This window comes from Variovorax sp. RCC_210, from assembly GCF_041355175.1.
In the GTDB taxonomy this organism is placed as follows: domain Bacteria; phylum Pseudomonadota; class Gammaproteobacteria; order Burkholderiales; family Burkholderiaceae_C; genus Variovorax.
This window is the reverse complement of record NZ_JBFUPJ010000016.1, coordinates 38147-64590: the sequence shown is the minus strand read 5'-3', so window position 1 is coordinate 64590 and position 26444 is coordinate 38147. Positions and strand designations below refer to the sequence as shown.

Annotated in this window: 27 protein-coding genes; 12 read left to right on the top strand and 15 right to left on the bottom strand. The window is 68.4% G+C overall.

Translation table 11 applies throughout. From position 1 onward, the window contains the following. Positions 1-5: 5 nt before the first annotated feature. Positions 6-785, bottom strand: coding sequence for an enoyl-CoA hydratase (locus AB6807_RS32195; RefSeq protein ID WP_116909493.1), 780 nt, complete (start codon positions 783-785; stop codon positions 6-8). Between the two features lie 129 nt (positions 786-914). Here AB6807_RS32195 and AB6807_RS32190 point away from each other — a divergent pair, with 129 nt between their 5' ends. Further along, positions 915-1514, top strand: coding sequence for a DUF2325 domain-containing protein (locus AB6807_RS32190; protein ID WP_116909659.1), 600 nt, complete (start codon positions 915-917; stop codon positions 1512-1514). A 27-nt stretch (positions 1515-1541) separates the two neighbouring features. Here AB6807_RS32190 and AB6807_RS32185 read toward each other — a convergent pair whose 3' ends face one another. The 3 genes from AB6807_RS32185 to AB6807_RS32175 are packed head-to-tail and all read right to left on the bottom strand — an operon-like array spanning position 1542 to position 5306. Next, on the bottom strand, positions 1542-3407 hold the full coding sequence (locus tag AB6807_RS32185; protein ID WP_371087756.1) for a M61 family metallopeptidase: 1866 nt from the start codon (positions 3405-3407) through the stop codon (positions 1542-1544). Then, on the bottom strand, positions 3407-4129 hold the full coding sequence (locus AB6807_RS32180; protein WP_371087755.1) for a DsbC family protein: 723 nt from the start codon (positions 4127-4129) through the stop codon (positions 3407-3409). Before AB6807_RS32180 ends, AB6807_RS32185 begins: the two co-directional genes overlap by 1 nt. A gap of 40 nt (positions 4130-4169) precedes the next feature. Next, on the bottom strand, positions 4170-5306 hold the full coding sequence (locus tag AB6807_RS32175; RefSeq protein ID WP_371087754.1) for an FAD-dependent monooxygenase: 1137 nt from the start codon (positions 5304-5306) through the stop codon (positions 4170-4172). Positions 5307-5465: 159 nt separating this feature from the next. Here AB6807_RS32175 and AB6807_RS32170 point away from each other — a divergent pair, with 159 nt between their 5' ends. Beyond that, on the top strand, positions 5466-6359 hold the full coding sequence (locus AB6807_RS32170) for an MOSC domain-containing protein (protein ID WP_371087753.1): 894 nt from the start codon (positions 5466-5468) through the stop codon (positions 6357-6359). A gap of 59 nt (positions 6360-6418) precedes the next feature. Here the strand turns inward: AB6807_RS32170 and rbsD are convergent, their stop codons facing one another. The 7 genes from rbsD to AB6807_RS32135 form a co-directional block, all read right to left on the bottom strand. Continuing rightward, positions 6419-6811 (bottom strand): D-ribose pyranase, encoded by a 393-nt coding sequence (rbsD, locus tag AB6807_RS32165; RefSeq protein WP_371087752.1) that lies wholly within the window; start codon positions 6809-6811, stop codon positions 6419-6421. Next, positions 6808-7773, bottom strand: coding sequence for a ribokinase (gene rbsK, locus AB6807_RS32160; RefSeq protein WP_371087751.1), 966 nt, complete (start codon positions 7771-7773; stop codon positions 6808-6810). Before rbsK ends, rbsD begins: the two co-directional genes overlap by 4 nt. Before the next feature lie 11 nt (positions 7774-7784). Beyond that, a complete protein-coding gene (locus AB6807_RS32155; RefSeq protein WP_371087750.1) occupies positions 7785-8912 on the bottom strand; it encodes a LacI family DNA-binding transcriptional regulator in 1128 nt (375 codons plus the stop codon). 36 nt (positions 8913-8948) lie between these two features. Next, positions 8949-9971 (bottom strand): ABC transporter permease, encoded by a 1023-nt coding sequence (locus AB6807_RS32150; RefSeq protein WP_165840322.1) that lies wholly within the window; start codon positions 9969-9971, stop codon positions 8949-8951. Further along, positions 9968-11593: a sugar ABC transporter ATP-binding protein gene (locus tag AB6807_RS32145; RefSeq protein WP_371087749.1), complete on the bottom strand. Its 1626-nt coding sequence runs from the start codon at positions 11591-11593 to the stop codon at positions 9968-9970. The genes AB6807_RS32150 and AB6807_RS32145 overlap by 4 nt, the downstream gene beginning before the upstream one ends. Positions 11594-11720: 127 nt before the next feature. Further along, positions 11721-12674: a sugar ABC transporter substrate-binding protein gene (locus AB6807_RS32140; protein WP_116909656.1), complete on the bottom strand. Its 954-nt coding sequence runs from the start codon at positions 12672-12674 to the stop codon at positions 11721-11723. A gap of 79 nt (positions 12675-12753) precedes the next feature. Further along, positions 12754-13725: a substrate-binding domain-containing protein gene (locus tag AB6807_RS32135; RefSeq protein ID WP_371087748.1), complete on the bottom strand. Its 972-nt coding sequence runs from the start codon at positions 13723-13725 to the stop codon at positions 12754-12756. 274 nt (positions 13726-13999) lie between these two features. Here AB6807_RS32135 and ychF point away from each other — a divergent pair, with 274 nt between their 5' ends. Then, positions 14000-15091 (top strand): redox-regulated ATPase YchF, encoded by a 1092-nt coding sequence (ychF, locus tag AB6807_RS32130; protein ID WP_116909484.1) that lies wholly within the window; start codon positions 14000-14002, stop codon positions 15089-15091. 14 nt (positions 15092-15105) lie between these two features. Continuing rightward, the gene (locus tag AB6807_RS32125) at positions 15106-15780 is read left to right on the top strand and encodes a glutathione S-transferase family protein (RefSeq protein WP_371087747.1); all 675 of its coding nucleotides are present in this window, start codon (positions 15106-15108) and stop codon (positions 15778-15780) included. Here the strand turns inward: AB6807_RS32125 and AB6807_RS32120 are convergent, their stop codons facing one another. Continuing rightward, positions 15781-16245 carry a YqaA family protein gene (locus AB6807_RS32120; protein WP_116909481.1) on the bottom strand — a complete coding sequence of 155 codons (465 nt, stop codon included), beginning with the start codon at positions 16243-16245 and terminating at the stop codon, positions 15781-15783. A gap of 237 nt (positions 16246-16482) precedes the next feature. On the opposite strand from AB6807_RS32120, the gene dusB reads away from it, so the two are divergent. The 3 genes from dusB to purH are packed head-to-tail and all read left to right on the top strand — an operon-like array spanning position 16483 to position 19421. Next, positions 16483-17544, top strand: a complete 1062-nt coding sequence (dusB, locus tag AB6807_RS32115) for a tRNA dihydrouridine synthase DusB (RefSeq protein ID WP_371087746.1) — start codon at positions 16483-16485, stop codon at positions 17542-17544. A 17-nt stretch (positions 17545-17561) separates the two neighbouring features. Then, on the top strand, positions 17562-17798 hold the full coding sequence (locus AB6807_RS32110) for a Fis family transcriptional regulator (protein WP_007838304.1): 237 nt from the start codon (positions 17562-17564) through the stop codon (positions 17796-17798). A 15-nt stretch (positions 17799-17813) separates the two neighbouring features. Then, entirely contained in the window at positions 17814-19421 is a 1608-nt protein-coding gene (gene purH, locus AB6807_RS32105; protein WP_116909479.1) for a bifunctional phosphoribosylaminoimidazolecarboxamide formyltransferase/IMP cyclohydrolase, read from the top strand. Positions 19422-19462: 41 nt separating this feature from the next. On the opposite strand, the gene AB6807_RS32100 is transcribed toward purH, so the two are convergent. The 3 genes from AB6807_RS32100 to AB6807_RS32090 all read right to left on the bottom strand — a co-directional run bounded on the left by AB6807_RS32100 (position 19463) and on the right by AB6807_RS32090 (position 22380). After that, the gene (locus tag AB6807_RS32100) at positions 19463-19966 is read right to left on the bottom strand and encodes a hypothetical protein (RefSeq protein WP_371087745.1); all 504 of its coding nucleotides are present in this window, start codon (positions 19964-19966) and stop codon (positions 19463-19465) included. Between the two features lie 165 nt (positions 19967-20131). Then, a complete protein-coding gene (gene hemL, locus AB6807_RS32095; protein ID WP_286516009.1) occupies positions 20132-21412 on the bottom strand; it encodes a glutamate-1-semialdehyde 2,1-aminomutase in 1281 nt (426 codons plus the stop codon). A gap of 5 nt (positions 21413-21417) precedes the next feature. Next, positions 21418-22380 (bottom strand): hydroxymethylpyrimidine/phosphomethylpyrimidine kinase, encoded by a 963-nt coding sequence (locus AB6807_RS32090; RefSeq protein ID WP_371087744.1) that lies wholly within the window; start codon positions 22378-22380, stop codon positions 21418-21420. Positions 22381-22491: 111 nt separating this feature from the next. Here AB6807_RS32090 and AB6807_RS32085 point away from each other — a divergent pair, with 111 nt between their 5' ends. From AB6807_RS32085 to AB6807_RS32065, 5 genes are all read left to right on the top strand, one after another. After that, a complete protein-coding gene (locus AB6807_RS32085; RefSeq protein WP_007838397.1) occupies positions 22492-22662 on the top strand; it encodes a rubredoxin in 171 nt (56 codons plus the stop codon). A gap of 84 nt (positions 22663-22746) precedes the next feature. Then, the gene (locus tag AB6807_RS32080; protein WP_081271091.1) at positions 22747-23145 is read left to right on the top strand and encodes a PleD family two-component system response regulator; all 399 of its coding nucleotides are present in this window, start codon (positions 22747-22749) and stop codon (positions 23143-23145) included. After that, on the top strand, positions 23145-23510 hold the full coding sequence (locus AB6807_RS32075) for a PleD family two-component system response regulator (RefSeq protein WP_116909476.1): 366 nt from the start codon (positions 23145-23147) through the stop codon (positions 23508-23510). Before AB6807_RS32080 ends, AB6807_RS32075 begins: the two co-directional genes overlap by 1 nt. Positions 23511-23529: 19 nt before the next feature. After that, the gene (locus tag AB6807_RS32070) at positions 23530-24063 is read left to right on the top strand and encodes a chemotaxis protein CheW (protein WP_116909475.1); all 534 of its coding nucleotides are present in this window, start codon (positions 23530-23532) and stop codon (positions 24061-24063) included. 42 nt (positions 24064-24105) lie between these two features. Continuing rightward, positions 24106-26421, top strand: a complete 2316-nt coding sequence (locus AB6807_RS32065; RefSeq protein WP_286516012.1) for a methyl-accepting chemotaxis protein — start codon at positions 24106-24108, stop codon at positions 26419-26421. Positions 26422-26444 lie beyond the last annotated feature (23 nt).

Here is a 26444-nt window from a genome sequence, read left to right as displayed (position 1 = left end):
GCCACTCAGGCGTTCTTGAAATCCGGTGCGCGCTTGTTCAGGAACGCGTCCATGCCTTCCTTCTGGTCGACCGTGGCGAACAGCGCGTGGAACAGCCGGCGCTCGAACATCACGCCGTCGCTCAGGCCGCTCTCGAAGGCGCGGTTGACCGATTCCTTGGCCGCCATCACCGAGATCTGCGAGAAGCCGCAGATGACCAGCGCCGCGCCCAGGGCCTCGTCGGCGAGCTTCTCGAAGGGCACCACGCGGCTCACGAGGCCGGCGCGTTCGGCTTCGGCGGCGTCCATCATGCGGGCGGTGAGCACCATGTCCATGGCCTTGCTCTTGCCCACCGCGCGCGGCAGGCGCTGCGTGCCGCCGGCGCCGGGGATCACGCCGATCTTGATCTCGGGCTGGCCGAACTTGGCGTTGTCGGCGGCGATGATGAAGTCGCACATCATCGCCAGCTCGCAGCCGCCGCCCAGCGCAAAGCCGGCCACCGCGCCGATCACCGGCTTGCGGATGGAGCGGATGCTTTCCCAGTTGCGCGTGATGTAGTCGCCCTTGTACGTGTCGATGAAGCTGTACTTGGCCATGGCGGCGATGTCGGCGCCCGCCGCGAAGGCGCGCTCGCTGCCCGTGAGGATGATGCAGCCGATGGCCTCGTCGGCATCGAAGGCCTTCAGCGCCTGGCCCAGCTCGGTCATGAGCGCATCGTTCAGCGCGTTCAGGGCCTTGGGGCGGTTGAGGGTGATGATGCCGACCTTGCCAGCTTCGGTGCGCACTTCGATGTTTTCGTAGCTCATGGTGTCTCCGGGAGAGGTGGTGAAAATTCGCTCGGGCCACTATACCGAGCAAGGCTTCTTGCCTGCTGACACCTCAAGGCCTTCAGTTGAGAATTGTTCTCATCTAGAATGCCCGCCATGGAGTTGCCGATGCAAGAACATGCCGTGTTGCTGCGGGCCTATGCCCGCGTGCAGGAGCGTTGCTCGCGCCTGCTGTTGGAGCAGGCCGCGCGGGTCGAAAGGCTCGAGGCGCAGATCGTCCGGTTGCGTGGCGCGCTGGTGGCGCGCGACTCGGCCATTGCCATCGTGCGCGAGGAACTGGCCGCGCGCGCCGCCGTGGGCGGGGCGCTGCCCAAGCGGCTGAACACCTTGCTGTCGCCGGGCAGCCGGCGGCATCTGAAGGCGCCGCCGACCCCCGTGACGCAGGTGCCGGCCGACCTGCGCGAAAAGGCCGTGCTGTGCGTGGGCCAGGAAGACGAAGCCGAAGCGCCCTCGCTGGCCCGCCAGCTGGTCGAGATTGCCGGCGGCCGCTACCTGCACCACGACGGCGGCGACCACGCGGACGACCCCGCGCTCGAGGCCAGCCTGCGCGCGGCCGACCTGGTGATCTGCCAGACCGGCTGCGTGAGCCACGGCGCCTACTGGCGCGTGCAGGACCACTGCCGGCGCACCGGCAAGCCCTGCGTGCTGGTCGGCGAGCCGCAGCCGATGCTGTTCGTGCGGCATCCCGCGGCGGCTGAAAGCGCCTGAAAGGCCTCTGGAGCGCCTAAAAGGCGCCTAGCGCGCCAGCCAGTTCGCCACCTTCGCGGCGTCGTGCGCGAACAGGCGCCACGTGGTCACCCCGGTCGGCAGCACCAGCGGCAGCTTGATGAGCTTGCGGTCGCGCGCCACGATGGCGGTGAACTTCGTCGCATCGCCCAGGTACAGCGCCAGGTCGTCGAGCTTGGCGATGCGCCAAGCCTGTGCCGGGCGTTGCTGGCCGCGCCTGGCGACGGCCGGCAGCTCGATGCCGATCCACTCGTCGTTCGCGCTGAAGCCTGCCTTCTCGGCCGCGCCGCCGCGCAGCACCACCTTCACCTGCACGCTGCCGTTGGCCTCGGCCACGCGCACGCCCAGCACCTGGGCCTGTTGCGACGGGTCTTCCAGCGTGGCCACGCCGTGCACGCGCAGCAGTTGCGCGAGCGGCAGCTCCTCGGTCGAATGCACCCAGCGCGCGAGTTCGGCCGCATACGAGCGGCCGCTCACCGCTTCGAGCGCGGCGGCAATGTCGGCCTCGCTGATCGGCCCGCCGTTGCCGCTGTGCGTCCACAGGTGGCGCATGACGTCGTCGAGCGTGCCCTTGCCTTCGTGGCGCAGTGTGAGGTCGAAGCACAGCGCCACCAGCGCGCCCTTGGTGTAGTAGCTCACCGTGCTGTTGGGCGTCTGTTCGTCCTGGCGGTAGTACTTGACCCACGCGTCGAAGCTGGCGTCGGCCACCGGCTGCACGAGCCGGCCCGGCGTCTGCATGACCTGGTTGAGCGTCTTGTTCAGCAGGCGCAGGTAGGCACCGTCGTCGATGCGTCCGGCGCGGCGCAGCAGCAGGTCGTCGTAGTAGCTGGTGAAGCCCTCGAAGAACCACAGCAGCTGCGTGTAGTTCTCGCGGCTGTAGTCGTAGCGCGCGAACTCGGCGGGCCGCAGGCGCTTCACGTTCCAGGTGTGGAAGTACTCGTGGCTGATGAGGCCCATGAGCGTGGTGTAGCCCTCGGGCTGCTTCTTCTTCTCGCCGCGCTGCGGCAGGTCGCGGCGGTTGCAGATGAGCGCGGTCGAGTGCCGGTGCTCCAGCCCGCCGTAGCCGTCGTCCACCGCATTCAGCATGAACACGTAGCGGTCGATCGGCGGCTTCGGACCGCCGCGCTTGCCCACCTTGTCGCCGTGCCAGAAGCGCATTTCGGCTTCGCAGATGGCCTGGGTGTCGGCGATGAGCCGTTCGCCGTCGAACGAGGCCGCGGCGCCGGCGACCACGAAGCGGTGCGGCACGCCGCAGGCGTCGAACTCCGCGCTCCAGAAGGCGCCCAGCTCGACCGGGCTGTCGGCCAGCTCGTCGTAGCCCGAGGCCAGGTAACTGCCGAAGCCGTGCTTGTCGGCCTTGGTCGGCACGAGGGCGGTGGCGCAAGACCAGGGGGCGGCGTCGGCGGCCAGCGCGGGCGCGACGATGTCGATGGCGTGCGGCGCGTCGGTCTGGCCTTCCACGCGCAGGCACACGCTGGTGCCGTTGAAGAAGCCGCGCTCGGCGTCCAGCCAGGCGGTGCGCACCGAGTTGTCGTAGGCGCAGACCTGGTAGTTCAGCACCAGCGGCTGGCCGGGCGTGCACTCGACCAGCCAACTGCATTTGTCGAGCTGCGTGAGCGCCGGCTTGCGGCGGCCCTGGGTGGCGCGCAGGCCTTGCAGGTTCTTGGCGAACTCGCGCACCAGGTAGCTGCCCGGAATCCACACCGGCAGCGTCAGGCGCTGCTGGGCGGCGGGCGCGTCGACGGTGAGGGTCACGCTGAACAGGTGCGCATGCAGGTCGGCGCACGCCACCCGGTAGTGCACGCCGGCCGTGGGCGGCACGCCTGCCCCGCGCGCTACAACGGCCGCGCGCCGCGATGCTGTCTTCGCCGCCATCAGCTGGACGACGCGGCGAGTTGCTTCTCGACCTGCTCCGCGGGAATGGCACCGGGGGTGCGGGTGCCGTCGCTGAAGATCAGCGTGGGCGTGCCGGTGATGTTGTACTTGCGGCCGAACTCGACGTTGCGCTGCAGCGCGGTCACGTCGCAGCTGCCCGGCGCGGTGACCGGCTTGGCGCTGGCTTCCATCCAGTCGCCCCAGGCCTTGCCCTTGTCCTTGCTGCACCAGATGTCACGCGACTTGACGGTCGAGTCCGGGCCCAGCACCGGGTACAGGAACAGGTACACGGTGACGTTGTCGACCGTCTTCATGTCCTTCTCGAAGCGCTTGCAGTAGCCGCAGTTCGGGTCTTCGAACACCGCCAGCTTGCGCTTGCCGTTGCCGCGCACGATCTTGATGGAGTCCTTCAGCGGGAGCTGGTCGAAGGCCACGGCGCTGAGCTTCTCGATGCGCTCCTCGGTCAGGTTCTTGCGCGACTTGACGTCGATCAGGTTGCCCTGGATGAGGTAGTTGCCCTGCTCGTCGGTGTAGAAGATCTGCGAGCCGTTCACGCGCACTTCGTACAGGCCCGGGACCGGCGACTTGCTCACCTCGTCGATGGCCGGAAACTGCGGAATGCGCGTGGGCAGGTTTTTGCGGATCTCGGTTTCGCCGGCGGTGGCGGCCACGACCGCACCCAGCGTGCAGGCGGCGAGAAGAAGGTTGCGTGCGAGTGTCATCGGGAGATCCGTTGGTTGGATTCGAAAAAGAAGAGGGTCTTCAGGCCTTCAGGCCCATGGCCTGCGCCGTGATCCAGTGCTTGACCAGGCGCGTGCGGTCGAAACCGCGCATGCCCCAGTTGCGCAATGCAGGGAGTGGACCCAGGTTGTGCGAGAAAAGTTGCTGCAACCCGTCGGTGGCCAGGCTCATCTGCAAGACGTCGGCGCGGCGCTCGCGCTCGTAGCGGCGCAGCAGGCGGGCGTCGCCCACGCTGCGCCAGTAGTCGCGGTTCCTGATCACCTCGGCCAGCGCGGCCGCATCGGCCAGGCCCAGGTTCAGGCCCTGGCCGGCCAGCGGGTGCACGGTGTGGGCGGCGTCGCCGGCCAGCGCCCAGGAGCGCATGGGCTGGCCGGGCATGGCGCCGGTCCAGCGGTCGGCGATGGCGCGGGCCAGCGGCCAGGCGCCGCGCTCGCTCGCCAGCTTGAGCGGGCCGAGCGCGTTGTGGCTGGCCTCGGTGACGGCGGCGTCGAATTCTTCGTCGCCCTGTGCCAGCAGGGCCGGCGCGCGCAGCTGGTCGACCGACCACACCAGCGCCACGGTCTTGCCGTGCGTGCCGCCCAGCGGCAGCAGCGCCAGCACCTCGCCCTTGTCGTTGAACCACTGGCGCGCGATGCCGTCGTGCGACTGTTCGGCCTCCATGCGCGCGGCGATGGCGTGCTGCGGGTAGCGCGTGACCTCGTAGCTCACGCCCAGCGCCTCGCGCGTGGCGCTGGCCTTGCCTTCGCACACCACGGTGAGCGGCGCGGCCACGGGCTCGCTCACCACCTCGATCTGGGGCTGGAAGCGCACGGCGTCGGCCAGTTGCTGCTCGAGCGCGGGCACGTCGACGATCCACGCCAGCGCATCGACCTTCTGGCGCGCGGCGCTGAACTGCACCCGGCCGCCTTCGTCGCCATGCACGAGCATTTCGCGCACCGCGGTGGCGTGGGCCGCGTCGGGCCAGGCGCGCAGCGATTCGAGCAGGCTGCGCGAGGCGGTGTTGAGCGCGTAGGCGCGAATGTCGGGCCTGGCTTGCGGGTCTTGCGTGGCCGGGGGCACGACCAGCGCGACGCGCACGCGCTCGCGCGCAAGCAGCAGGGCCAGCGTGCGGCCGACGATGCCGGCGCCACGAATACAAACTTCTGGGGGGAGGGCCATCAAACAATTGTAAGAACATGGGCCGCCCCCAGGCTTCGCGCACTGCGTGTCGCTGTGCCAACCCCTCGCGGGGGCGATGCCTGCGGCCCGGCACAGCCGGTTCCGCAGCGGTTTTGCGGCTGCGGGACAATCGCGGCCGAATTTCAAGGAAACCCCACCGTGTCCCAGCCCGCTCTTCAGTCCGCTTTCGACCTCGAAGCCACCATCGCGCGCCTGCTCATCTACCCGGTCAAGTCGTGCGCGGGCGTCGAACTGCCTGAAATGCTGCTGACCGAGACCGGCCTGGAGTTCGACCGGGCCTGGATGGTGGTCGACGCCCAGGGCGAATTCGTCACCCAGCGCCAGCTGCCGCGCATGGCGCTGGTCCGCCCGCAGATGAAGCACACGGAAGTGGTGCTGCGCGCCCCCGGCATGCTGGCGCTGCACCTGGCCTTCGACCGGGTCGAGAAGCCGGTGCGCGTGCGCGTGTGGAAGGACGAAGTGGCCGCCTACGACATGGGCAACATCGCCGCCCAGTGGTTCAGCGACTTTCTCTCCGAGCCCGGCAAGCCGCAGGTGCTGCGCCTGGTGCGCTTCGACCCCGAGCACAAGCGCCTGTCCAGCCTGAAGTGGACCGGCGGCGTCGAGGCGGAGAACCAGTTCGCCGACGGCTACCCGGTGCTGGTGGCCAGCGAAGGCTCGCTGGCCGACCTGAACGAGCGGCTCGCGGCCGCCGGGCACGATGCGGTGGGCATCGAGCGCTTTCGCCCGAACATCGTGCTGGCGGGCGTGGAGTCGCACGACGAGGACCGGGTGGACGCGCTGCACATCGCCACCGGCGAAGGCGAGGCCGAGCTGCGCCCCGTCAAGCCCTGCACCCGCTGCCCGATTCCGGACATCGACCCCGCCACGGCGCTGAGCAGCCCCGAGGTCGGCGACATGCTGCGCACCTACCGGAAAGACCCGCGCGTGGACGGCGGCATCACCTTCGGCATGAACTGCATCGTGATCCAGGGCGTGGAATACACGCTCAAGGTGGGCCAGCCGGTGGGCGCGAACTACCGGTTCGAATGACCCGGTTCGAATGACCCGGCGCGGCGGGCCGGCTTGAGCGATCCGGCCCGGCCGGCCCTTCAGAAGCTCACGCCGGCAACGAGGATGATGTTCGCGTAAGGCGTGCACTCGCCCGTGCGCACCATGGCGCGGGCCGTGGCGGTGCGGCGCTTGAACTCTTCGTGCGACACGGTCTGCGGCGCAATGCCGAGCGACTGCGGGTACCAGCCGGGCAACCGCTTGTCGTCGCCCAGCGCCTCGCCGGCGATCACGATGCCTTCCACCTGCATCTCCGACAGCACGGCCTCCAGCACGTCGGCCAGCCGCGGCACGCCACGCGCCACGGCCAGGTCGATGCGGCGCGGGCCGTCGGGAATCGGCAGGCCGGCGTCGCCCAGCACGAGCATGTCGCCGTGGCCGAGCGAGGCGATCACCTGGGACAGTTCGGCGTGCAGCAGGGCGGTACGTTTCACAGCGCGGTCCAGTCGGGGGGCAGGGGGCTTTGCAGCACGGCGTCGCGCCGCGGAATCGAAGGCTGGGCGCCGGGCTGCTGGATGCACAGCGCCGCGGCGCGAATGCCCAGGCGCACGGCCTCGTCGAACGGCTGGCCCTCGCCCAGCGCGACGGCCAGCGCGCCCAGGAAGGTGTCGCCGGCGGCCGTGGTGTCCACCGCCTGCACCTTCGGCGCGGGATGGTGGCGCGCGCCATCGGCATCGACCGCCACCGCGCCGCGCGCGCCCAGCGTGACCACCACGCGCGCGATGCCCTTGGCACGCAGCGCCTGGCCGGCGCTGGCGGCTTCTTGCGGGCTGTCGGCGGGCTGGCCGCACAGCGTTCGCGCCTCGATCTCGTTGACCACCAGCGTGTCGATGCGCGGCCACAGGGCCTCGGCAATCGCCTGCACCGGCGACGGGTTCAGCAGCACCTTGCAGCCCGCGGCGTGCGCCACCTCGATGGCGCGCGCGACCTGCTGAAGCGGTGTCTCGAACTGCGTCACCAGGAAGGCGGCGCCCTGCAGCTGCCGCGCCAGCGCGGCTTCGTCGAGCTCGACCCGGGCGTTGGCGCCGGGCACGATCACGATGCGGTTCTGGCCGCTGTCCTCCACCAGGATCAGCGCGGTGCCGGTCGGCTCGCCCTGCACGGTGCGCAGCGCGGCGGTGTCGATGCCGTCGGCCTGCAGCGCGTGGCGCAGCGCGCTGCCGTGCGCGTCGTCGCCCACGCAGCCGATCATCTGCACCTGTGCGCCTTCGCGCGCGCAGCTCACGGCCTGGTTGGCGCCCTTGCCGCCGGGAATGGTGTCGATCGAATGGCCCTGCAGGGTCTCGCCCGCGGCCGGGGCGTGCGGCACGCGCAGCACCAGGTCCATGTTGAGGCTGCCGAGCACCACGATGCGTGGCGCTTGCGAGGCGCCGTCAGGGCCGGAAGAAGAAGGCATCGGGCTCGGGCTCACGGGGTGCGGGACTTTCGGGTTGGCGTGGAAGCTGTGGTCGTGCCGGTTGCGGCAGGCGTGGTGCTGGCCGCTGGCACGGTGGCCTCGCGAAAGCTCGCGTGCCGCGCCGTGGTGGCGCGCACGCGCAGCTCGGGCTGCAGCACCACCTTGCGCGCGTCGCGGCGCTTGCCGCCCACGCGCTCGAGCAGCATGTCGACCGCCATGGCGCCGATGCGCTCCTTGGGCTGCGCCACGGTGGTCAGCGGCGGGCTCATGTACGCCGACAGCTCGATGTCGTCGAAGCCGACGATGGACAGCTCGTCGGGCACGCGCACGCCGCTTTCATGCGCCGCGCGCAGCGCGCCGATGGCCATCAGGTCGTTGCAGACGAACACGGCCGAGGGCTTGTGCTCGGTGCGAAGAATGGCGTGCATGGCCTCGTAGCCGCCTTGGCTGGTGAAGCCGCCGCGCCACAGCAGGGCGTCGGCCTGGGCGATGTCGGGCGTGGCGCCGGCTTCGGCCAGCGCCATGCGCCAGCCCTCCACGCGCTGCTCGCTGGGCATCACGCCCGCCGGCCCGCCGATGCAGGCGATGCGCCTGTGGCCCAGCGACAGCAGGTGCCGCACCGCCAGCAGGCCGCCCTGCATGTGCGCGGTTTCCACCAGGTCGCAGCTCGGGTCGTCGATTTCGCGGTCGACCAGCACGGTCGGCACGCGCAGGCCGTGCAGCTGCTTGGCGAGCGAGTCGCCCTCGTCGGTGCCGCTGCCCGCGCCTGTGGACACCACGATCAGCCCGTCGATGCGGCGCTCGGCCAGCACCTGCAGGTACACGCTCTGGCGGTGGGGCTCGTCGTCGGTGTTGCACAGCACCAGCGTGTAGCCCGCGCCGAAGCAGCGGTCTTCCACGATGCGCACGATCTCGGCGAAGTAGGGGTTGGAGCTGTTCGGAATCAGCATGCCCAGCGTCGAGGTGGTGTTGCTCTTCAGGCTGCGCGCCATGGCGTTGGGCACGTAGCCCAGCTCGCGAATGGCAAGTTCCACGCGCTCGCGCACCTTGGGGCTCACGTGGCGGGTGTCGTTGACCACGTGCGACACGGTGGTGACGGAGACTTCCGCCTTCAGTGCGACGTCCTTGATGGTGGCCATGGCTGGGTTCCTGTTGCTCGGTGGGTGGGGGCGTGCTCAGGCCAGGCGGCGGTCGGCCCGGCGCTGGCGCAAGGTGTCGATGATGACCGCCACCACGATCACCGCGCCCGTGATGATGCGTTTGCTCGGCTCGCTCGCGCCCACCTGCGCCAGCCCGGCCTCCAGCACCGCGATGATCAGCACGCCGAAGAAGGTGTTCACCACCGAGCCGCGCCCGCCCATGAGGCTGGTGCCGCCGATGACCACGGCCGCGATCACCTGCAGCTCGATGCCCACGCCCGCGTTCGGGTCGGCCGCCTCGAGCCGCGCCGACTGCATCAGGCCCGCGAGTCCGGCCAGCAGGCCGGTGGCGGCGAACACGATGATGCGGATGGGCCGCGGGTCCACGCCGGCCAGGCGCATGGCTTCCTCGTTGGTGCCGATGCCCACCACGTAGCGGCCGAACACCGTGCGCGTGAGCACCAGCTGCCCCACCGCCACCAGCACCACGGCGAGCACGAAGGCCGCCGAGATGCCGCCGATCCACGGCGCGGCCAGGCCCGAGATGGCGTCGCCCACGTACTGCGTGCGCGAGTCGGTCACCAGGTAGGCGCCGCCACGCACGGCCTCGAGCATGCCCAGCGAGACGATGAAGCTCGGCAGCCGCCATGCCACCGACACCGCACCCGTGACCGTGCCGCACACCAGCCCGGTCGCCAGGCCGAGCACCGCGGCCACCGGCACCGAGAGCTTCCATTCGAGGATGGCGGCGGCCGTCACCGCGGCGCTCAGCGCCAGCACCGAGCCCACTGACAGGTCGATGCCCGCGATGATCAGCACGAAGGTCATGCCGACGGCCATCACGGCCAGCGCGGGAATCTCGTTGGCGATCGACACGAAGGTGTCGCGCGTGAGGAAGTACTCGCTCAGCGAGCCGAACAACGCGATCATGCCCACGAGCACGACGGTGAGGCCGAGGTAGGTGCCCAGCTGGCCCTTGAGGGCCGAGGAGCGTGCGGCGGAACCGGTGGAAGCCGGCGCGGCCTGCGTTTTGGACGTCGGGGTGGAAGGAGCGTTCATGGTGTGTGGGCGGTGACCGGTGTGGAGTCGGGCGCCGCAATGGCGCCGGGGGCCGCGGGAGCGACGGAGGGAGCGGTTCCAGGGTGTTCGGCGCGGCCCGCCGCGTCGCTGAAGGCGGCGGCCAGCAGCGACTGCTCGCTCCACTCGCCGCGCTCGAAGACCGCGACCAGCCGCCCGGCGCTCATCACGCCGATGCGGTCGCACATGGCCATCAGCTCGCGCAGGTCGCTGGACACCATCAGCAGCGCGCGGCCGGCGTCGGTCATGCGGTCGAGTTCGGCGTAGAGGTCGGCGCGCGCGCCCACGTCCACGCCGCGCGTGGGCTCGTCCAGCAGCAGCACCTTGCATTCGCGGTGCAGCCAGCGCGCGAACACCACCTTCTGCTGGTTGCCGCCGCTGAGCGTGGCCACCGGCTGCTCGGTGCTGCGCGAGCGGATGCGCAGCAGCTCGACCAGCCGCTGCGCAATGCCGCGCTCCCTGGAGCGCAGCAGCCAGCCGCCGCGCGAGACGGCGCCCAGGTCGCTCAGCGTGGCGTTCACGCGGATCGATTGCGTCAGCAGCAGGCCCTGCGACTTGCGGTCTTCGGTGACCAAACCGATGCCGGCGCGGATGGCCTGCATCGGCGAGCGCCAGCCCTTGCGCGCGTGCTGCGTGGGCCGGCCGTCTTCATGCATGGAGATGTCGCCGCGGTCGGCGCGGTCGGCGCCGAACAGCAGGCGCACCAGCTCGGTACGGCCCGAGCCGACCAGGCCGGCGAGGCCCATGACTTCGCCCGCGCGCAGGTCGATGTCGACGTCGCGCACCGCCTGCGCCCGGCCGATGCCGCGCGCGCTCAGCAGCACGGGGCCCGGCACGCGGCGCGGCCGGCCTTCGTGCTCGTGCACCGCGCGACCGACCATGCGCTGCACCAGCTCGGCCTCGCGCACGCCGGCCATGGCGCGCACATCGACCAGCCGGCCGTCGCGCAGCACCGCCACGCGGTCGGCAATGCGCTGCAGCTCCTCGAGCCGGTGCGACACGTAAACAATGGCCACGCCGCGCGCCTTCAGCAGGTCGATCTGCTCGAACAGGTGCGCGGTTTCGCGCGGGGTGAGCATGGCGGTGGGCTCGTCGAGCACCAGCACGCGCGTGTCGTCCTGCAGGTTGCGGGCAATTTCCACCATCTGCTGCTGGCCGATGCCCAGCCGCGCCACGGGCGTGGCCGGGTCGATGTTCTGCAGGCCGATCTTCGCGAGCTGCCGCGCCGCGAGTTCGTGTAGCTCGGCGCGGCCGATCCAGCCGGCCTTGTTGGGCAGGCGGTCGAGCAGCAGGTTCTCGGCCACCGACAAGGTGGTGACCAGGCCCAGCTCCTGCATCACCATGCGCACGCCCAGGCGCTCGGCGTCGCGGCGCGATGCAGGCGCGAAGGCCTTGCCGCCGAGCAGCATGCGGCCGCGCGTGGGCTGCACCAGGCCGCACACCATCTTCGACAGCGTGCTCTTGCCCGCGCCGTTCTCGCCCGTGAGGGCCAGCACTTCGCCGGCGTTCAGCACGAGCGAAACGTCGTCCAGCACGGGCGCCGCGTAGTCCTTGCCCATGGCGTCCAGGGAGAGCACGGGCGCGCTGCGATCGTTATCAGCCATCGACGACAACCTCATTCCAGAAACACCACGGAGCCGGCCGTGCCGGCCCGTGGGTGTCGCCCCCGGCGGGGGAAGGCGAGGCGACGCGAAGCGTGGGGAGTGCGCGAAGCCTGGGGGCGAGCGACATTTACTTCGACGACTTGGTGACCAGCACCACGTCGGTCTTCACCTCGGCGGGCATTTCGGACTGCTTCTTCTTGTCGGCGATGGCCTTCAGCGCGGTCTCGATGCCGAACACGGCCTGCTTGGCGGCGAACTGGTCGGCCGTGGCGAGCACGCGGCCGTCGGCCAGCATGGGCTTGATGGCGCCGATGTTGTCGTAGCCCACCACCAGCACCTTGCCGGTCTTGCCCGCGGCCTTCACGGCGGCCACCGCGCCCAGCGCCATGCTGTCGTTGCCGGCCAGCAGGGCCTTCAGGTCGGGGTGCTCGCGCATCATGCCGGCGGCCACCGTGTTGCCCTTGTCGATTTCCCACTGGCCCGACTGCACGCCCACCACCGTGGCGCCGGCCGCCTTCATGGCGTCTTGATAGCCCAGCGTGCGCTGCTGCGCATTGAAGGTGGTCGACACGCCTTCGATGATGCCGACCTTGTCGCCCGACTTCAGCTCCTTGGCGAGCGCGTCGCCCACCAGCTTGGCGCCGGCGCGGTTGTCGGGGCCCACGAAGGGCACCTGGATGCCCTTTTCCTTCAGCGCGGCGGCGTCGAGCTGGTTGTCGATGTTGACCACCAGGATGCCCTTGTCGATGGCCGCCTTGATGACGGGCACCAGCGCCTTCGAATCGGCCGGCGCGATGACCAGCGCGTTGATCTTCTGCGCCACCATCTGCTCGACCATCTTGATCTGGGCGGCGGTGTCGGTCTCGTCCTTGATGCCGTTGGCCACCAGCGTGTATTCGGAGGCGTGCGCCTTCTGGTGCGCCTTGGCGCCGTCTTCCATGGTGCGGAAGAACTCGTTGGCCAGCGACTTCATGACCAGCGCGACCTTGGGCTTGTCCTGCGCGAAGGATGGCGTGGCGGCGAACGCGCCCAGGAGGGCCAGCGCGGCGGCGCTCTGCAGGGTACGGCGGGTGAACTTCATGGCGTGCTTCATGGTGTGTCTCCTTGGATGGATGGAAGGGCTGCGGTTGTCGGCTTCGGTTGTCGTTTGCGAACGGGCTCTATTTGGACTGCTTGGTCACCAGCGCCACACTGGTAATTACCTGGGGCGGCATGGTGGCCTGGGTCTGCTTGTCGGCCAGCGCCTTCAGCGCGGTCTCGATGCCGGTGGTGACGATGCGCACCGCCGACTGGTCGGCCGTGGCCAGCAGGCGGCCGTCGGCGAGCATCGGCTTCACGGCGCTGATGTCGTCGTAGCCGACCACCAGCACCTTGCCGGTCTTGCCCGCCGCGCGCACCGCGGCCACGGCGCCCAGCGCCATGCTGTCGTTGCCGCAGAGCAGGGCCTTCAGGTCGGGGTGTTCGCGCATGAGGCTGGAGGCGCCCGTGCTGGCCTTGTCGATTTCCCAGGCGCCGGACTGCACGCTGACCACGTCGATGCCCGCGGCCTTCATGGCGTCGCGGTGCCCCAGCGTGCGCTGCTGGGCGTTGAAGGTGGTGGGCACGCCTTCGATGATGGCGACCTTGTCGCCCGCCTTCAGGCTCTTGCCGAGGTAGTCGCCCACCTGCCTGGCGCCGCCGCGGTCGTCCGGGCCGACGAAGGGCACCTGGATGCCCTTGTCCTTCAGCGCGTCGGCGTCCAGCTTGTTGTCGATGTTGACCACCAGGATGCCTCGGTCGACGGCCGCCTTGACCACGGGCACCAGGGCCTTGGAGTCGGCCGGCGCGATCACCAGCGCATCGATCTTCTGCGAGAGCATCTGCTCGACCAGCTTGATCTGCGCGGAGGTGTCGGTCTCGTCCTTGATGCCGTTGGCCACCAGCGTGTACTGGGCGGCGTGCGCCTTCTGGTGGGCGCGCGCGCCGCTGTCCATGGTGCGGGCGAACTCGTTGGCCATCGACTTCATCACCAGCGCAATCTTCGGCGGGTTCTGTGTTTGGGCCTGGGCTTGCGCGAGGGCGGGGGTCGAGGCGAGGGCGCCCAGCAGGGCCAGGGCGGCGGTGCTTTGCAAGGTGCGGCGAGTGAACTTCATGTTGTGCGTGTCTCCGGGTGTCTCTTGGTGTGTGTGGCGCCGGTCTTTGCCGGGGCTGCCATATTAGTAGAAGGAAACGTTTGCGCAAACGTTTGCTAGTCGGTGCTTACCCTGACGATCTGGAGCGGAAACGACGCCGAAACGGGGCAGAAATAGGAAGTGAAAAGCGGGTGAGAACGGGGCGGAACGCGGTTCACGAAGGGATTCGATGCCCCGCCGCCCGGGCGCGCAGGCGTGCTCGCCTAAAATCGATGGTTACCCAAGAGGACCCCCCATGAGTTTGCAATGCGGCATCGTCGGCCTGCCCAACGTCGGTAAATCCACCCTTTTCAACGCGTTGACCAAGGCCGGCATCGCGGCGGAAAACTATCCGTTCTGCACCATCGAGCCCAATGTGGGCGTGGTGGAAGTGCCCGATCCGCGCCTTGCCCAGCTGAGCGAGATCGTCAAGCCCGAGCGCGTGGTGCCCGCCATCGTCGAGTTCGTCGACATCGCCGGCCTGGTGGCCGGTGCGAGCACGGGCGAAGGCCTGGGCAACAAGTTTCTCGCGCACATCCGCGAAACAGACGCCACCGTGAACGTGGTTCGTTGCTTCGACGACGAGAACGTGATCCACGTGGCCGGCAAGGTCGACCCGATCTCCGACATCGAGGTGATCCAGACCGAACTCTGCCTGGCCGACCTGGCCACGGTCGAGAAGGCGCTGCACCGCCACACCAAGGTGGCGCGCTCCGGCGACAAGGACGCGCAGAAGCTGGTCGGCCTGCTCGAGCGCTGCCAGGCCGCGCTGAACGAGAACACGCCGGTGCGCGCGCTCGAGTTCACCAAGGAAGAGCAGCCGCTGGTGAAGAGCTTCACGCTCATCACCGCCAAGCCCGCCATGTTCGTGGGCAACGTGGCCGAAGACGGCTTCGAGAACAACCCCTACCTCGACCGCCTGCGCGAATACGCCGCCAAGCAGGGCGCGCCCGTGGTCGCCATCTGCGCCAAGATCGAAGCCGACCTGGCCGAGATGGACGACGAAGACAAGAAGATGTTCCTCGCCGAGATTGGCCAGGAAGAGCCGGGCCTGAACCGCCTGATTCGCGCGGCCTTCAAGCTGTTGGGCCTGCAGACGTACTTCACCGCCGGCGTGAAGGAAGTGCGCGCCTGGACCATCCACATCGGCGACACCGGCCCGCAGGCGGCCGGCGTGATCCACGGCGACTTCGAGAAGGGCTACATCCGCGCCCAGACCATCGCGTTCGACGACTACATCGCCTTCAAGGGCGAGCAGGGCGCGAAGGACGCGGGCAAGATGCGTTCGGAAGGCAAGGAATACGTCGTGAAGGATGGGGACGTGATGAACTTCCTGTTCAGCTCGTAAAGACCCCCGCCCTCATGCTCACCGTCCACCACCTCAACAACTCGCGCTCGCAGCGCGTGCTCTGGCTGCTCGAAGAGCTGGGGCTGCCCTACGAGATCGTCCACTACCAGCGCGATCCGCAAACCATGTTGGCGCCCGCTTCGCTGCGGGCCGTTCACCCGCTGGGCAAGTCACCGGTTGTCACCACGGACGACGGGCTCACGCTCGCGGAATCGGGCGCGATCATCGAGACCGTCATCGAGCGCTACGGCCAGGGCCGCCTCGCGCCCGCGGCCGGCACGCCGGAGGCGCTGCGCTACCGCTACTGGCTGCACTTTGCCGAAGGCACGGCGATGTCGCCGCTGCTGCTGAAGCTGGTGTTCGACCGCATCGAGACGGCGAAGATGCCGTTCTTCGCGAAGCCCATCGCCAAGGCCATCGCGGCCAAGGCCAAGGGCGCGTTCATCAACCCGAACATCGCGGGCCACCTGAGCTTCATGGAGGCCGAGCTCGGCAAGAGCGAATGGTTTGCCGGCGACGAGTTCAGCGGCGCCGACATCCAGATGAGCTTTCCGGTCGAAGCCTCGCAGGCGCGCGGCGGGCTCGACGCGAAGCGGCCCCGGCTCATGGCGTACCTGGAGCGCATCCACGCGCGCCCCGCGTACAAGCGCGCGCTCGAACGCGGCGGCCCGTACGGCCTGCTCAGCTGATCAGAAGATCTGCAGCAGCGCCACCGTCATGGTGATGTAGCGCAGGAACTTGCCGATGGCCATGTAGGCCACGCAGGGCCAGAACGGCAGCTTGAGCCAGCCGGCCACCGCGCACAGCGGGTCGCCCACCAGCGGCAGCCAGCTGAGCAGGCAGGCCTTCGGGCCGAGCCGCTCCAGCCAGCCCAGAACCCGCACATGGTGTTTCGAGTGCGAGTATTTGTCCGCCACCTTGTGCGCGCCGTAGCCCATCCACCAGTCCACCGCGCCGCCCAGCGTGTTACCCACCGTCGCCACCGCGATGGCCGGCCAGAACATGTCGGGGTTGAGCTTGAGCAGCCCGAACAGGAAGGGCTCGGAGCCCACCGGCAGCAGCGTGGCGGAAATGAACGCGGCCACGAACAACGTCGAGAGGCCGTATTGCGGCAGCGCCAGCAGCGCCATGAGAGAGTCGAGCCAGGCTTGCATAAGGTGGGTGAAGTCCCCGTAGAGGCCGATAGGGCCCCGCGGAGGGCCCGGCAGTATAGGCAGCGCTCACGTCGCATGCGCGTGGGAGAAAGCCCCGCGACGCGGCCGTATTTACACCGGTGCGGCACAGGTACCCCGCGGGTACCCAGGGCGCAAATCGTTTCAGTCGCTGAAACGCGGCATGGCTACAATCGTGCCTCATTTTTCAGCAGCCGAACGCGCCCGCTCCCCCTTCCCATGACCTTGCAGATCGGCACCCACACGCTGGAAAACCGCCTGTTCGTCGCGCCCATGGCCGGCGTGACCGACCGGCCTTTTCGCATGCTGTGCCGCGAACTCGGCGCGGGCTATGCGGTCAGCGAGATGGTCACTTCGCGCAAGGAACTCTGGGGCACGCTGAAGACCTCGCGCCGCGCGAACCACGACGGCGAGCCCGGCCCCATCGCCGTGCAGATCGCGGGCACCGACGCGGCCATGATGGCCGAGGCCACGGTCTACAACATCGAGCGCGGCGCGCAGATCATCGACATCAACATGGGTTGCCCGGCCAAGAAGGTCTGCAACAAGTGGGCGGGCTCGGCGCTGATGCGCGACGAGCCGCTGGCGCTGGAGATCGTGCAGGCCGTGGTCGACGCGGCGCAGCCGTACAACGTGCCGGTCACGCTGAAGATGCGCACCGGCTGGAGCCACGACCATCGCAACGCGGTGAAGCTGGCGCGCGATTTCGAATCGGCCGGCGTGCAGATGCTCACGGTGCACGGGCGCACGCGCGAGCAGGGCTACAAGGGCCATGCCGAGTACGACACCATCGCCGCCGTGAAGGCCGCGGTGCGCGTGCCGGTGGTGGCCAACGGCGACGTGCGTTCGCCCGAGAAGGCGCGCGACGTGCTCGCCGCCACGGGCGCAGACGCGGTGATGATCGGGCGCGCCGCGCAAGGCCGGCCGTGGATCTTCCGCGAGATCGCGCACTTTCTCGAAACGGGCACGCACCGCGCGCCGCCGCTGGTGGCAGAAGTGCGCCGCCTGCTGCTCGACCACCTCGTGGAGCACTACGCGCTCTACGGCGACTACAGCGGTGTGCGCACGGCGCGCAAGCACATCGGCTGGTACGTGCGCAGCCTGCCCGAGGGCGAGGCGTTTCGCGCGCGCATGAACACCATCGAGGACTGCGGCGAGCAGCTGCGCGCGGTCGGCGACTATTTCGACGGGCTCGCGGACCGCATGGAACGCATGCCCGTGCAGCAAGAGGCGGACGACGAACTGTCCGGCGAAGAGGAGGCGGCTTGCGCCGTCGATTGAGAAGAAGAGAAGAAGCAATGAGCAAGAAACACATCGAGGACTGCGTGCGCACCAGTCTGGACAGCTACTTTCGCGATCTGCGCGGCACCGAACCCGACGGCATGTACGAAATGCTCGTGCGCGTGGTCGAGAAACCCCTGCTCGATGTCGTCATGACACGCGCCGAAGGCAACCAGTCGAAGGCCGCCCAATGGCTCGGCCTGAACCGAAACACGCTCCGCAAGAAATTGGTCGAGCACAAACTTTTGAAATAACTCCACGGCACATCCATGGCTCAGACTGCACTCATCTCCGTTTCCGACAAGACCGGCGTCCTCGAATTCGCCCAGGCGCTGCACGCGCTGGGCATCAAGCTGCTGTCCACCGGCGGCACCGCCAAGCTGCTGGCCGACGCCGGCCTGCCCGTGACCGAGGTGGCCGACCACACCGGCTTTCCTGAAATGCTCGACGGCCGCGTGAAGACGCTGCACCCGAAGATCCATGGCGGCCTGCTGGCGCGCCGCGACGTGCCCGCGCACGTGGCCGCCATCAAGGAACACGGCATCGACACCATCGACCTGCTGGTGGTCAACCTGTACCCGTTCGAAGCCACGGTGGCCAAGCCCGGTTGCACGCTGGAAGACGCCATCGAGAACATCGACATCGGCGGCCCGGCCATGGTGCGCAGCGCGGCCAAGAACTGGAAGGACGTGGGCGTGCTGACCGACGCCTCGCAGTACGCCGTGGCACTGGCCGAGCTGAAGGCGAGCGGCAAGCTCAGCGACAAGACCAAGTTCGCGTTCTCGGTGGCCGCGTTCAACCGCATTGCCGACTACGACGGCGCCATCAGCGACTACCTCTCGGCCATCGACTTCGACGCCAGCATCGGCCAGCCCGCGCCCACGCGCTCGCTGTTCCCCGCGCAGAGCAACGGCCGCTTCGTGAAGGTGCAGGACCTGCGCTACGGCGAGAACCCGCACCAGCAGGCCGCGTTCTACCGCGACCTGTACCCGGCACCGGGCTCGCTCGTGTCCGCGAAGCAGCTGCAGGGCAAGGAGCTGAGCTACAACAACATCGCCGACGCCGATGCCGCATGGGAATGCGTGAAGAGCTTCGACGTGCCCGCCTGCGTGATCGTGAAGCACGCCAACCCCTGCGGCGTGGCCATCGGCAAGGATGCGGCCGAGGCCTACGGCAAGGCCTTCAAGACCGACCCGACCTCGGCCTTCGGCGGCATCATCGCCTTCAACCGCACGGTCGACGGCGCCACCGCGCAGGAGATCGCCAAGCAGTTCGTCGAAGTGCTGATGGCGCCGGGCTACACGCCCGAGGCGCTGGAAGTGTTCCAGGCCACCAAGGCCAAGCTGAACGTGCGCGTGCTGGAAATCGCGCTGCCCAAGGGTGGCAGCAGCGACTGGGACAACGGCCGCAACGCCATGGACGTGAAGCGCGTCGGCTCGGGCCTGCTGATCCAGACCGCCGACAACCACGAGCTCGCGGCCAGCGACCTCAAGGTGGTCAGCAAGAAGCAACCCACGCCGCAGCAGCTGCAAGACCTGCTGTTCGCATGGAAGGTCGCGAAGTACGTGAAGAGCAACGCGATCGTGTTCTGCGCCAACGGCATGACGATGGGCGTGGGCGCGGGCCAGATGAGCCGGCTCGATTCGGCGCGCATCGCCAGCATCAAGGCCGAGCATGCCGGCCTGTCGCTGAAGGACACGGCCGTGGCCAGCGACGCCTTCTTCCCGTTCCGCGACGGCCTCGACGTGGTGGTCGACGCGGGCGCGAGCTGCGTCATTCAGCCGGGTGGCTCGATGCGCGACCAGGAAGTGATCGACGCCGCCGACGAGCGCGGCGTGGTGATGGTGCTGTCGGGCGTGCGCCACTTCCGCCACTGAACGGCGGAACCCGGGTATCAGTGATCGGTGGCCGCGGGTCTTTACTCGTGGTTGCCGAACCGGTACTTCAGCTGGAAGGTGATGGCACCGTACAGCCGGTTCTTGATCGTCGGCACGTAGGCGATGTTCAGGCCCCAGTTCTTGCCTTCGATGGCCGCCGTCGGCAGGATGGCCGGGAACCAGTTGCCGTTGCGGTAGTTGGGGTAGCCATCGAAGCCGCCCACCACCGCGCCGAACTTCACGCCGTAGAACTCGAAGGGCAGCACGTACAGCCCGACGTAGTTCGACTGCCGGCGGTCGCTGTTGCGGAAGGTGCCCGCGGTGATGCGGTAGGTGTCGCTCAGCGGGTACTCGAAACCCAGCCCCTGGTTCACGTTCTCCAGCCCCTTGCCGCCGTCGAAGTGCGCCGAATAGAAGCCCGGGTTGATCCAGATGTTCTTCGGCTCGAAGGACAGGTCGGACGGGGAGGGCTGGGCAGACTGAGCGGATGCGAGCACGGGAAGCACAAGGGCACCCAGCAGGGGCAGCAGGCGCAAGGGGTTCATGGGTCGGGGCGTCCTCGGTATCTGGCTGGCAGCTGCTGTGGCGGCCGTGTTTTTTGTTCCCTGGGGCATGCGCCCGCGGGACTCGCCTCGCGCTGCGCCGGGGCAATATACACGGCGTAACACCAGAATCCGTGACACGCGGCCGGCCTCGGCCGGCCGCCGCGCTCAGCGCTTCCTGAAGATTTCTCGCGCGGCCTCGACGGTGGCCGCGATGTCTTCGTCGGTGTGCGCGGCGCTGACGAAGCCGGCTTCGTAGAGCGCCGGCGCGATGTACACGCCGCGGTCCAGCAGGCCGTGGAACAGCGCGTTGAACTGCGCGTTGTCGGTGGTCATCACGGTGGCGTAGTTCTGCGGCAGGTCCTTCATCAGGAAGAAGCCGAACATGCCGCCTTCGCTGTCCGCGTTGAAGGGCTGGCCTTCGGCGGCGGCCGCGGCCTTCAGGCCGTCGACCAGCGAGCGCGTCTTGCGGCCCAGCGCCTCGTAGAAGCCGGGCTTGGCAATTTCCTTCAGCGTGGCCAGGCCACAGGCCGTGGCCACCGGGTTGCCCGACAGCGTGCCGGCCTGGTAGACCGGGCCCAGCGGCGCGAGCTGTTCCATGATGGCGCGCGGGCCGCCGAAGGCCGCCAGCGGCATGCCGCCGCCGATGACCTTGCCCAGCACCGTGAGGTCGGGCTTGACGCCCAGCACGCCCTGCGCGCCGTGCAGGCCCACGCGAAAGCCGGTCATCACTTCGTCGAACACCAGCAGCGCGCCGTGCTGCGTGCACAGCTCGCGGCAACGCTTCGCGAACTCGGGCGTGGCGCGCACGAAGTTCATGTTGCCGGCAATGGCCTCGATCATCAGGCAGGCGATGTCGTTGCCGTGCAGCGCGAAGGCCTCCTCGAGCTGCTGCAGGTTGTTGTACTCGAGCACGATCGTGTGCTGCACCACCTCGGGCGGCACGCCGGCGGAGGTCGGGTTGCCGAAGGTGGCGAGGCCGGAGCCAGCCTTGACCAGCAGCGCGTCGGCATGGCCGTGGTAGCAGCCTTCGAACTTGACGATGCTCTTGCGGCCGGTGGCGCCGCGCGCGAGGCGCAGAGCGCTCATGGCGGCCTCGGTGCCGGAGCTCACGAGTCGCACCATTTCCATCGACGGCACCAGCGCGAGGATGGCCTCGGCCAGCTCGATCTCGCGCTCGGTCGGCGCGCCGTACGAGAAGCCCTCGAGCACGGCTTTCTGCACCGCCTCGACCACCGCCGGGTGGCCGTGGCCCAGGATCATCGGACCCCAGGAGCCGATGTAGTCGATGTAGCGCTTGTCGTTGGCGTCCCAGAAGTAGGCGCCCTGCGCGCGCTGGATGAAGCGGGGCGTGCCGCCCACGGCCTTGAAGGCGCGCACGGGCGAGTTCACGCCCCCGGGGATCACGGCGCGGGCGCGCTCGAAAAGAATGTCGTTGCGGTCGGTCATCGGTATCAGTGTCGGGTGTCGTGAGGGGGGAGGGCGAAATCGGGTTCGGCGTCGGGCTCGTCGTCGTCTTCTTCGTCCTCGGGCTCGGCCCAGAACAGGCGGTCGGGCAGCACATGGCCCATGCCGGGACGGAAGCCCGCGTCGAGGCAGCGGTCCATGTAGGCCAGCGCTTCGGAGGTGGCGGCCACCAGGTCGGTGCCGCTGGCCAGCAGCGCGGCCAGCGCGGCCGACAGGGTGTCGCCGGCGCCGGCGAAGACGGCTTCGAGCCGCTCGTACTTCTCGTTGGCGAGCACCGACTGCGGCGAGGCCAGCACGTTGTCGATGAACTGCTCGGGCAGCACCATGCCGGTCACCAGCGTGTAGGGCACGCCGAACTCGCCGGCGGCCTTGGCGATGTCGCGCGCACCGGGCGGGCGGTCGCCGCTCCAGTCGGGCAGCAGCCATCGCCACAGGGTGCTGTGGTTTCCGACCAACACGGTCGTCTGGGGCAAAACCAGCTCCCGGAACGCGTCCAGGTAGGGCTCGATCAGGTTCTCGTCCCACCACGACAGGTTGGGCATGTAGGCCACCACGGGCACCTCGGGATAGTCGGCTGCGGTCTCGGCGATGGTGCTCAGCGCCTCGGGGGTGCCGGCGAAACCCACCTTGATGAGCTGTACTTCCACGTCCTCCAGGATGGCGCGCGCCTGCTCGGCGATGGCCTCCTCGTCGAAGGGGAAGTGGTCGAAAATCTCGGCCGTGTCCCGGGCGTAGGCACCCGTCACCACGGGCAGGATGTGTGCGCCCACCGACGCCATGGCCAGGGCGTCGGCGCCCAGCCCGCCCGCACCGCTCGGGTCGCTGGCGTTGAACACCAGCACGCAGGGGGGATTCAGGTCGCGCTCGGACACCTCGTCGTCGTCTTGCGAGGGGTCGTTAAGATCGCCCGGTTTGCGGGCGTTCTCTGCTGGAAGTAAGTAGATGGTCATACGCCGGGCTGAATCCCCTGGATGGTGGCATAGGCGCGACGTTTACGGTCGGCCAGTGAGATACGCATAGATACACTCGTTGCATTTAATGAACAAGGACTTTAAGCTCCGATGAACACGAAAACTTGGATGTGCCTGATTTGTGGGTGGATCTATGACGAAGCGGTTGGTGTACCGGAAGACGGTATCGCGGCAGGCACGGCCTGGGCGGATGTTCCGATGAACTGGACCTGTCCTGAGTGCGGTGCGCGCAAGGAAGACTTCGAAATGGTTGAAATCTGAAAGCATGGCATAGATAGAGCTACGCGGTCTGCGTCGGTGTTCGGCGCGGCGGGCTTCCAAGTCTCATGAGCAGGAGCGTTTGCTATGGGCCCGAATGGATCCGGTTACAAGGTGCTGGTCATCGATGACAGCAACACCATCCGGCGCAGTGCCGAGATTTTTCTGAAGCAGGGCGGTCACGAGGTTCTTCTTGCGGAAGACGGCTTCGACGCGCTCTCCAAGGTCAACGACCACAAGCCGCACCTGATTTTCTGCGACATCCTCATGCCGCGGCTCGACGGCTACCAGACCTGCGCCATCATCAAGCGCAACGCCCATTTCTCCAACGTGCCGGTCGTCATGCTGTCTTCGAAAGACGGTGTATTCGACAAGGCGCGCGGCCGCATGGTCGGCTCCCAGGACTACCTGACCAAGCCCTTCACCAAAGACCAGCTGCTGCAGGCCGTGCAGCAGTTTGGCATCGTTCAACAGGAAGCGCAGTGATGCCCATTCGAAAAATCCTCGTCGTCGACGACTCCAAGACGGAACTGATGTTCCTGTCCGACCTGCTCCAGAAGAACGGTTTTGCCGTCAAGACCGCCGAGAACGCGGACGACGCCATGCGCCGCCTCGAGGAAGAGCACCCCGACCTGATCCTCATGGACGTGGTCATGCCCGGCCAGAACGGCTTCCAGCTCACGCGCGCCATTGCCCGCGACCCGAAGTACGCGGCCATCCCGATCATCCTGTGCACCAGCAAGAACCAGGAAACCGACCGCGTCTGGGGCATGCGCCAGGGCGCACGCGACTACATCGTGAAGCCGGTCAACGCGGCCGACCTGATGTCCAAGATCACCGCGCTGAACTGAGCGAGAGCCCTCTTAGTCCATGGCGAATCGCGACGCTCTGAGAGCCTTCCAGTCCCGGCTGGCGAGTCGCCTGCAGGCTGCCCGCACCACGGGCGTGGCCGCCACGTGGCTGGCGGTCGAGGCGGGCGAGGGCAAGTACCTCTTCCCGCTGGGACATGCCGGCGAAATCTTTCCCTGGACGCCGCCCCAGCCCGTGCCCTACACGGAGCCCTGGTTCCTCGGCGTGGCCAACCTGCGCGGCGGCCTGTATGGCGTGGTGCAGCTGTCGGCCTTCGCCGCCGGTGGCGCGCCGGCCCAGGCCACCACCGAGGCTGCGCGCATCCAGTCGCGGCTCGTTGCCTTCAACGAGCTGCTCGAAGTCAACTGCGCACTGCTGGTCGACCGGCTGGCGGGGTTGCGGGGCGCGGAAGCCTTCACGGCGTCCGAGGCTCCGGACGCGGACGCGCCGGCCTGGCACGGCCATCTGTACACCGACGCGGCCGGGGAGCGCTGGCAGGAAATCAACCTGCAGGCACTTTCGCAGCAGCCCCAGTTTTTGAGTATTGGTGCGTAGTGCCCCGGCACGCAGCACCCGAAACCACCTGAAGGACCGACCGTGAGCTCGATCGCCGACAAGTTCAAGAAATTACTGCCCGCCAGCAACGACAAGGCCCGCGTCGACGGCTCCGGTTCCACGCTATCGATCGACAACGTCGATACGGTCCAGGTGCCGGACGAAAAGACCGTGCGCCTCGCCAGCAAGAGCGCCTCCGCGCCCACCGACACCAGCTTCGGCGACCTCGACCTGCCGGGCGGCGGCGATGCCGCCAACGAGCCGGCCGCCGCGGTGATCGACACCGCGCCCGACACCTCGGGTGGCAGCGCCGGCGTGGGGGCCAACCCCGCCAAGCAGCAGCGCATCCTGGCCATCATGCTGGCCGTGGTCGTGCTGCTGCTGCTGCTGGTCGCCGGCTCCGCCATTCTTCGCGCGGAACGCCTCGCGCAGCAGGTGGCGGCCACCGGCCAGTCGCTGATGCAGTCGCAGCGCCTCGCCAAGTCGATCTCGCAGGCCCTCGTGGGCAGCGCCTCGGCGTTCGTCGAAGTGAAGGACAGCGCCGACGACCTCTCGCGTCGCGTGGCCGGCCTGACCAACGGCGACGACTCGCTGCGCCTGGAGCGCGTGGGCAACCAGTACGACGAGGAGATGAACAAGATCAATCCCCTGGTCACCCGTGCCGACACCAGCGCCAAGGCCGTGCTGGCCCAGCGCCAGATCCTGACGCAGGTGGGTGCCGCCTTGCGCGACATCAACCAGCAGTCGTCCACGCTGCTCGAAATGACGGAAACCGTCGCGTCGCTGAAGATGCAGCAGAACGCCACGCTGCCCGAGATTTCGGCCGCCGGCCAGCTCGTGATGCTCACGCAGCGCATCGGCAAGTCGACCAACGAGTTCTTCACGGTCGAGGGCGTGAACCCCGACGCCGTGTTCCTGCTGGGCAAGGACCTGAACACCTTCCAGGAAACCACCCGCGGCCTGCTCGACGGCAATGCGCAGCAGCGCTTCCCCGGCTCGCGCGACCCGCAGACCCGCGAACAGCTCGAAGCCATCCTGAAGACCTACGAGCAGATGCGCACGCAGGCCTCCGCCATTCTGGGCAACCTGCAGGGCCTGGTGGCCGCGCGCGAAGCGCAGGCGTCCATCCTGACCGACAGCGAACCCCTGCGCAAGGCGCTGGGTGACCTGCAGGACAAGCTCTCGGCCCGCACCGGCCTGGGCGCCGGCACCATCGTGCTGCTGTTCGTGCTGTCGCTGGCCGCCCTGGCACTGGCCGGCGCCATCGGTTTCGTGCAGGTGCGCGAAGGCCGCGAACGTGCCGCCATCGCCGAGCGCGAACGTCTTTCGGCTGAGCAGGCTTCCGACGAAGCCGGCCGCGTGAACAACGCCAACCAGGCCGCCATTCTTCGCCTGATGAACGAACTGCAGACCGTGGCCGAAGGCGACCTGACGCAGGAAGCCACCGTGACCGAGGACATCACCGGCGCCATTGCCGACTCGGTGAACTACACGGTGGAAGAACTGCGGCTGCTGGTGGGCAACGTGCAGAACACGGCAACCCGCGTGGCGCAGACGACGTCGCAGGTGGAAAGCACCTCGACCGAACTGCTGGCCGCCTCGACCGAACAGCTGCGCGAAATTCGCGAAACCGGCCAGTCGGTGCTGACCATGGCCGAGCGAATCAACGGCGTGTCCTCGCAGGCGCAAGAGTCGGCCACGGTGGCGCGCCAGTCGCTGCAGGCCGCATCGTCGGGCCTGCAGGCCGTGCAGAACGCCATCGGCGGCATGAACTCCATCCGCGACCAGATCCAGGAAACCTCCAAGCGCATCAAGCGCCTGGGCGAGTCGTCGCAGGAAATTGGTGAAATCACCGAGCTGATCTCGGACATTACCGAGCAGACCAACGTGCTGGCCCTGAACGCCGCCATTCAAGCGGCATCCGCCGGTGAAGCCGGCCGAGGCTTCTCCGTGGTGGCGGAAGAAGTTCAGCGACTGGCCGAACGCTCCGCAGATGCCACGCGCCAGATTTCGGCGCTGGTGAAGGCGATTCAGACCGACACGCAGGATGCGGTGGGCGCCATGGAGCGTTCCACGCAGGGTGTGGTCGAAGGGGCCAAGCTGTCCGACAACGCGGGCACCGCGCTGACCGAGATCGACCGCGTGTCGCGCCGGCTTGCCGACCTGATCGAGCAGATTTCGCAGTCCGCCTCCCGCGAAGCCGATTCGGCCAACGTGGTGGCCGCGAACATCCAGCACATCTTCGCCGTGACCGAACAGACCGGCGAAGGCACGCGGACCACCGCGCAGCAGGTGCGCGAGCTGTCGCAGATGGCCGAGGAACTGCGCCGCTCCGTCGCCCGTTTCAAGATTGCCTGACCCCAGATAGATAAGAACGGCGA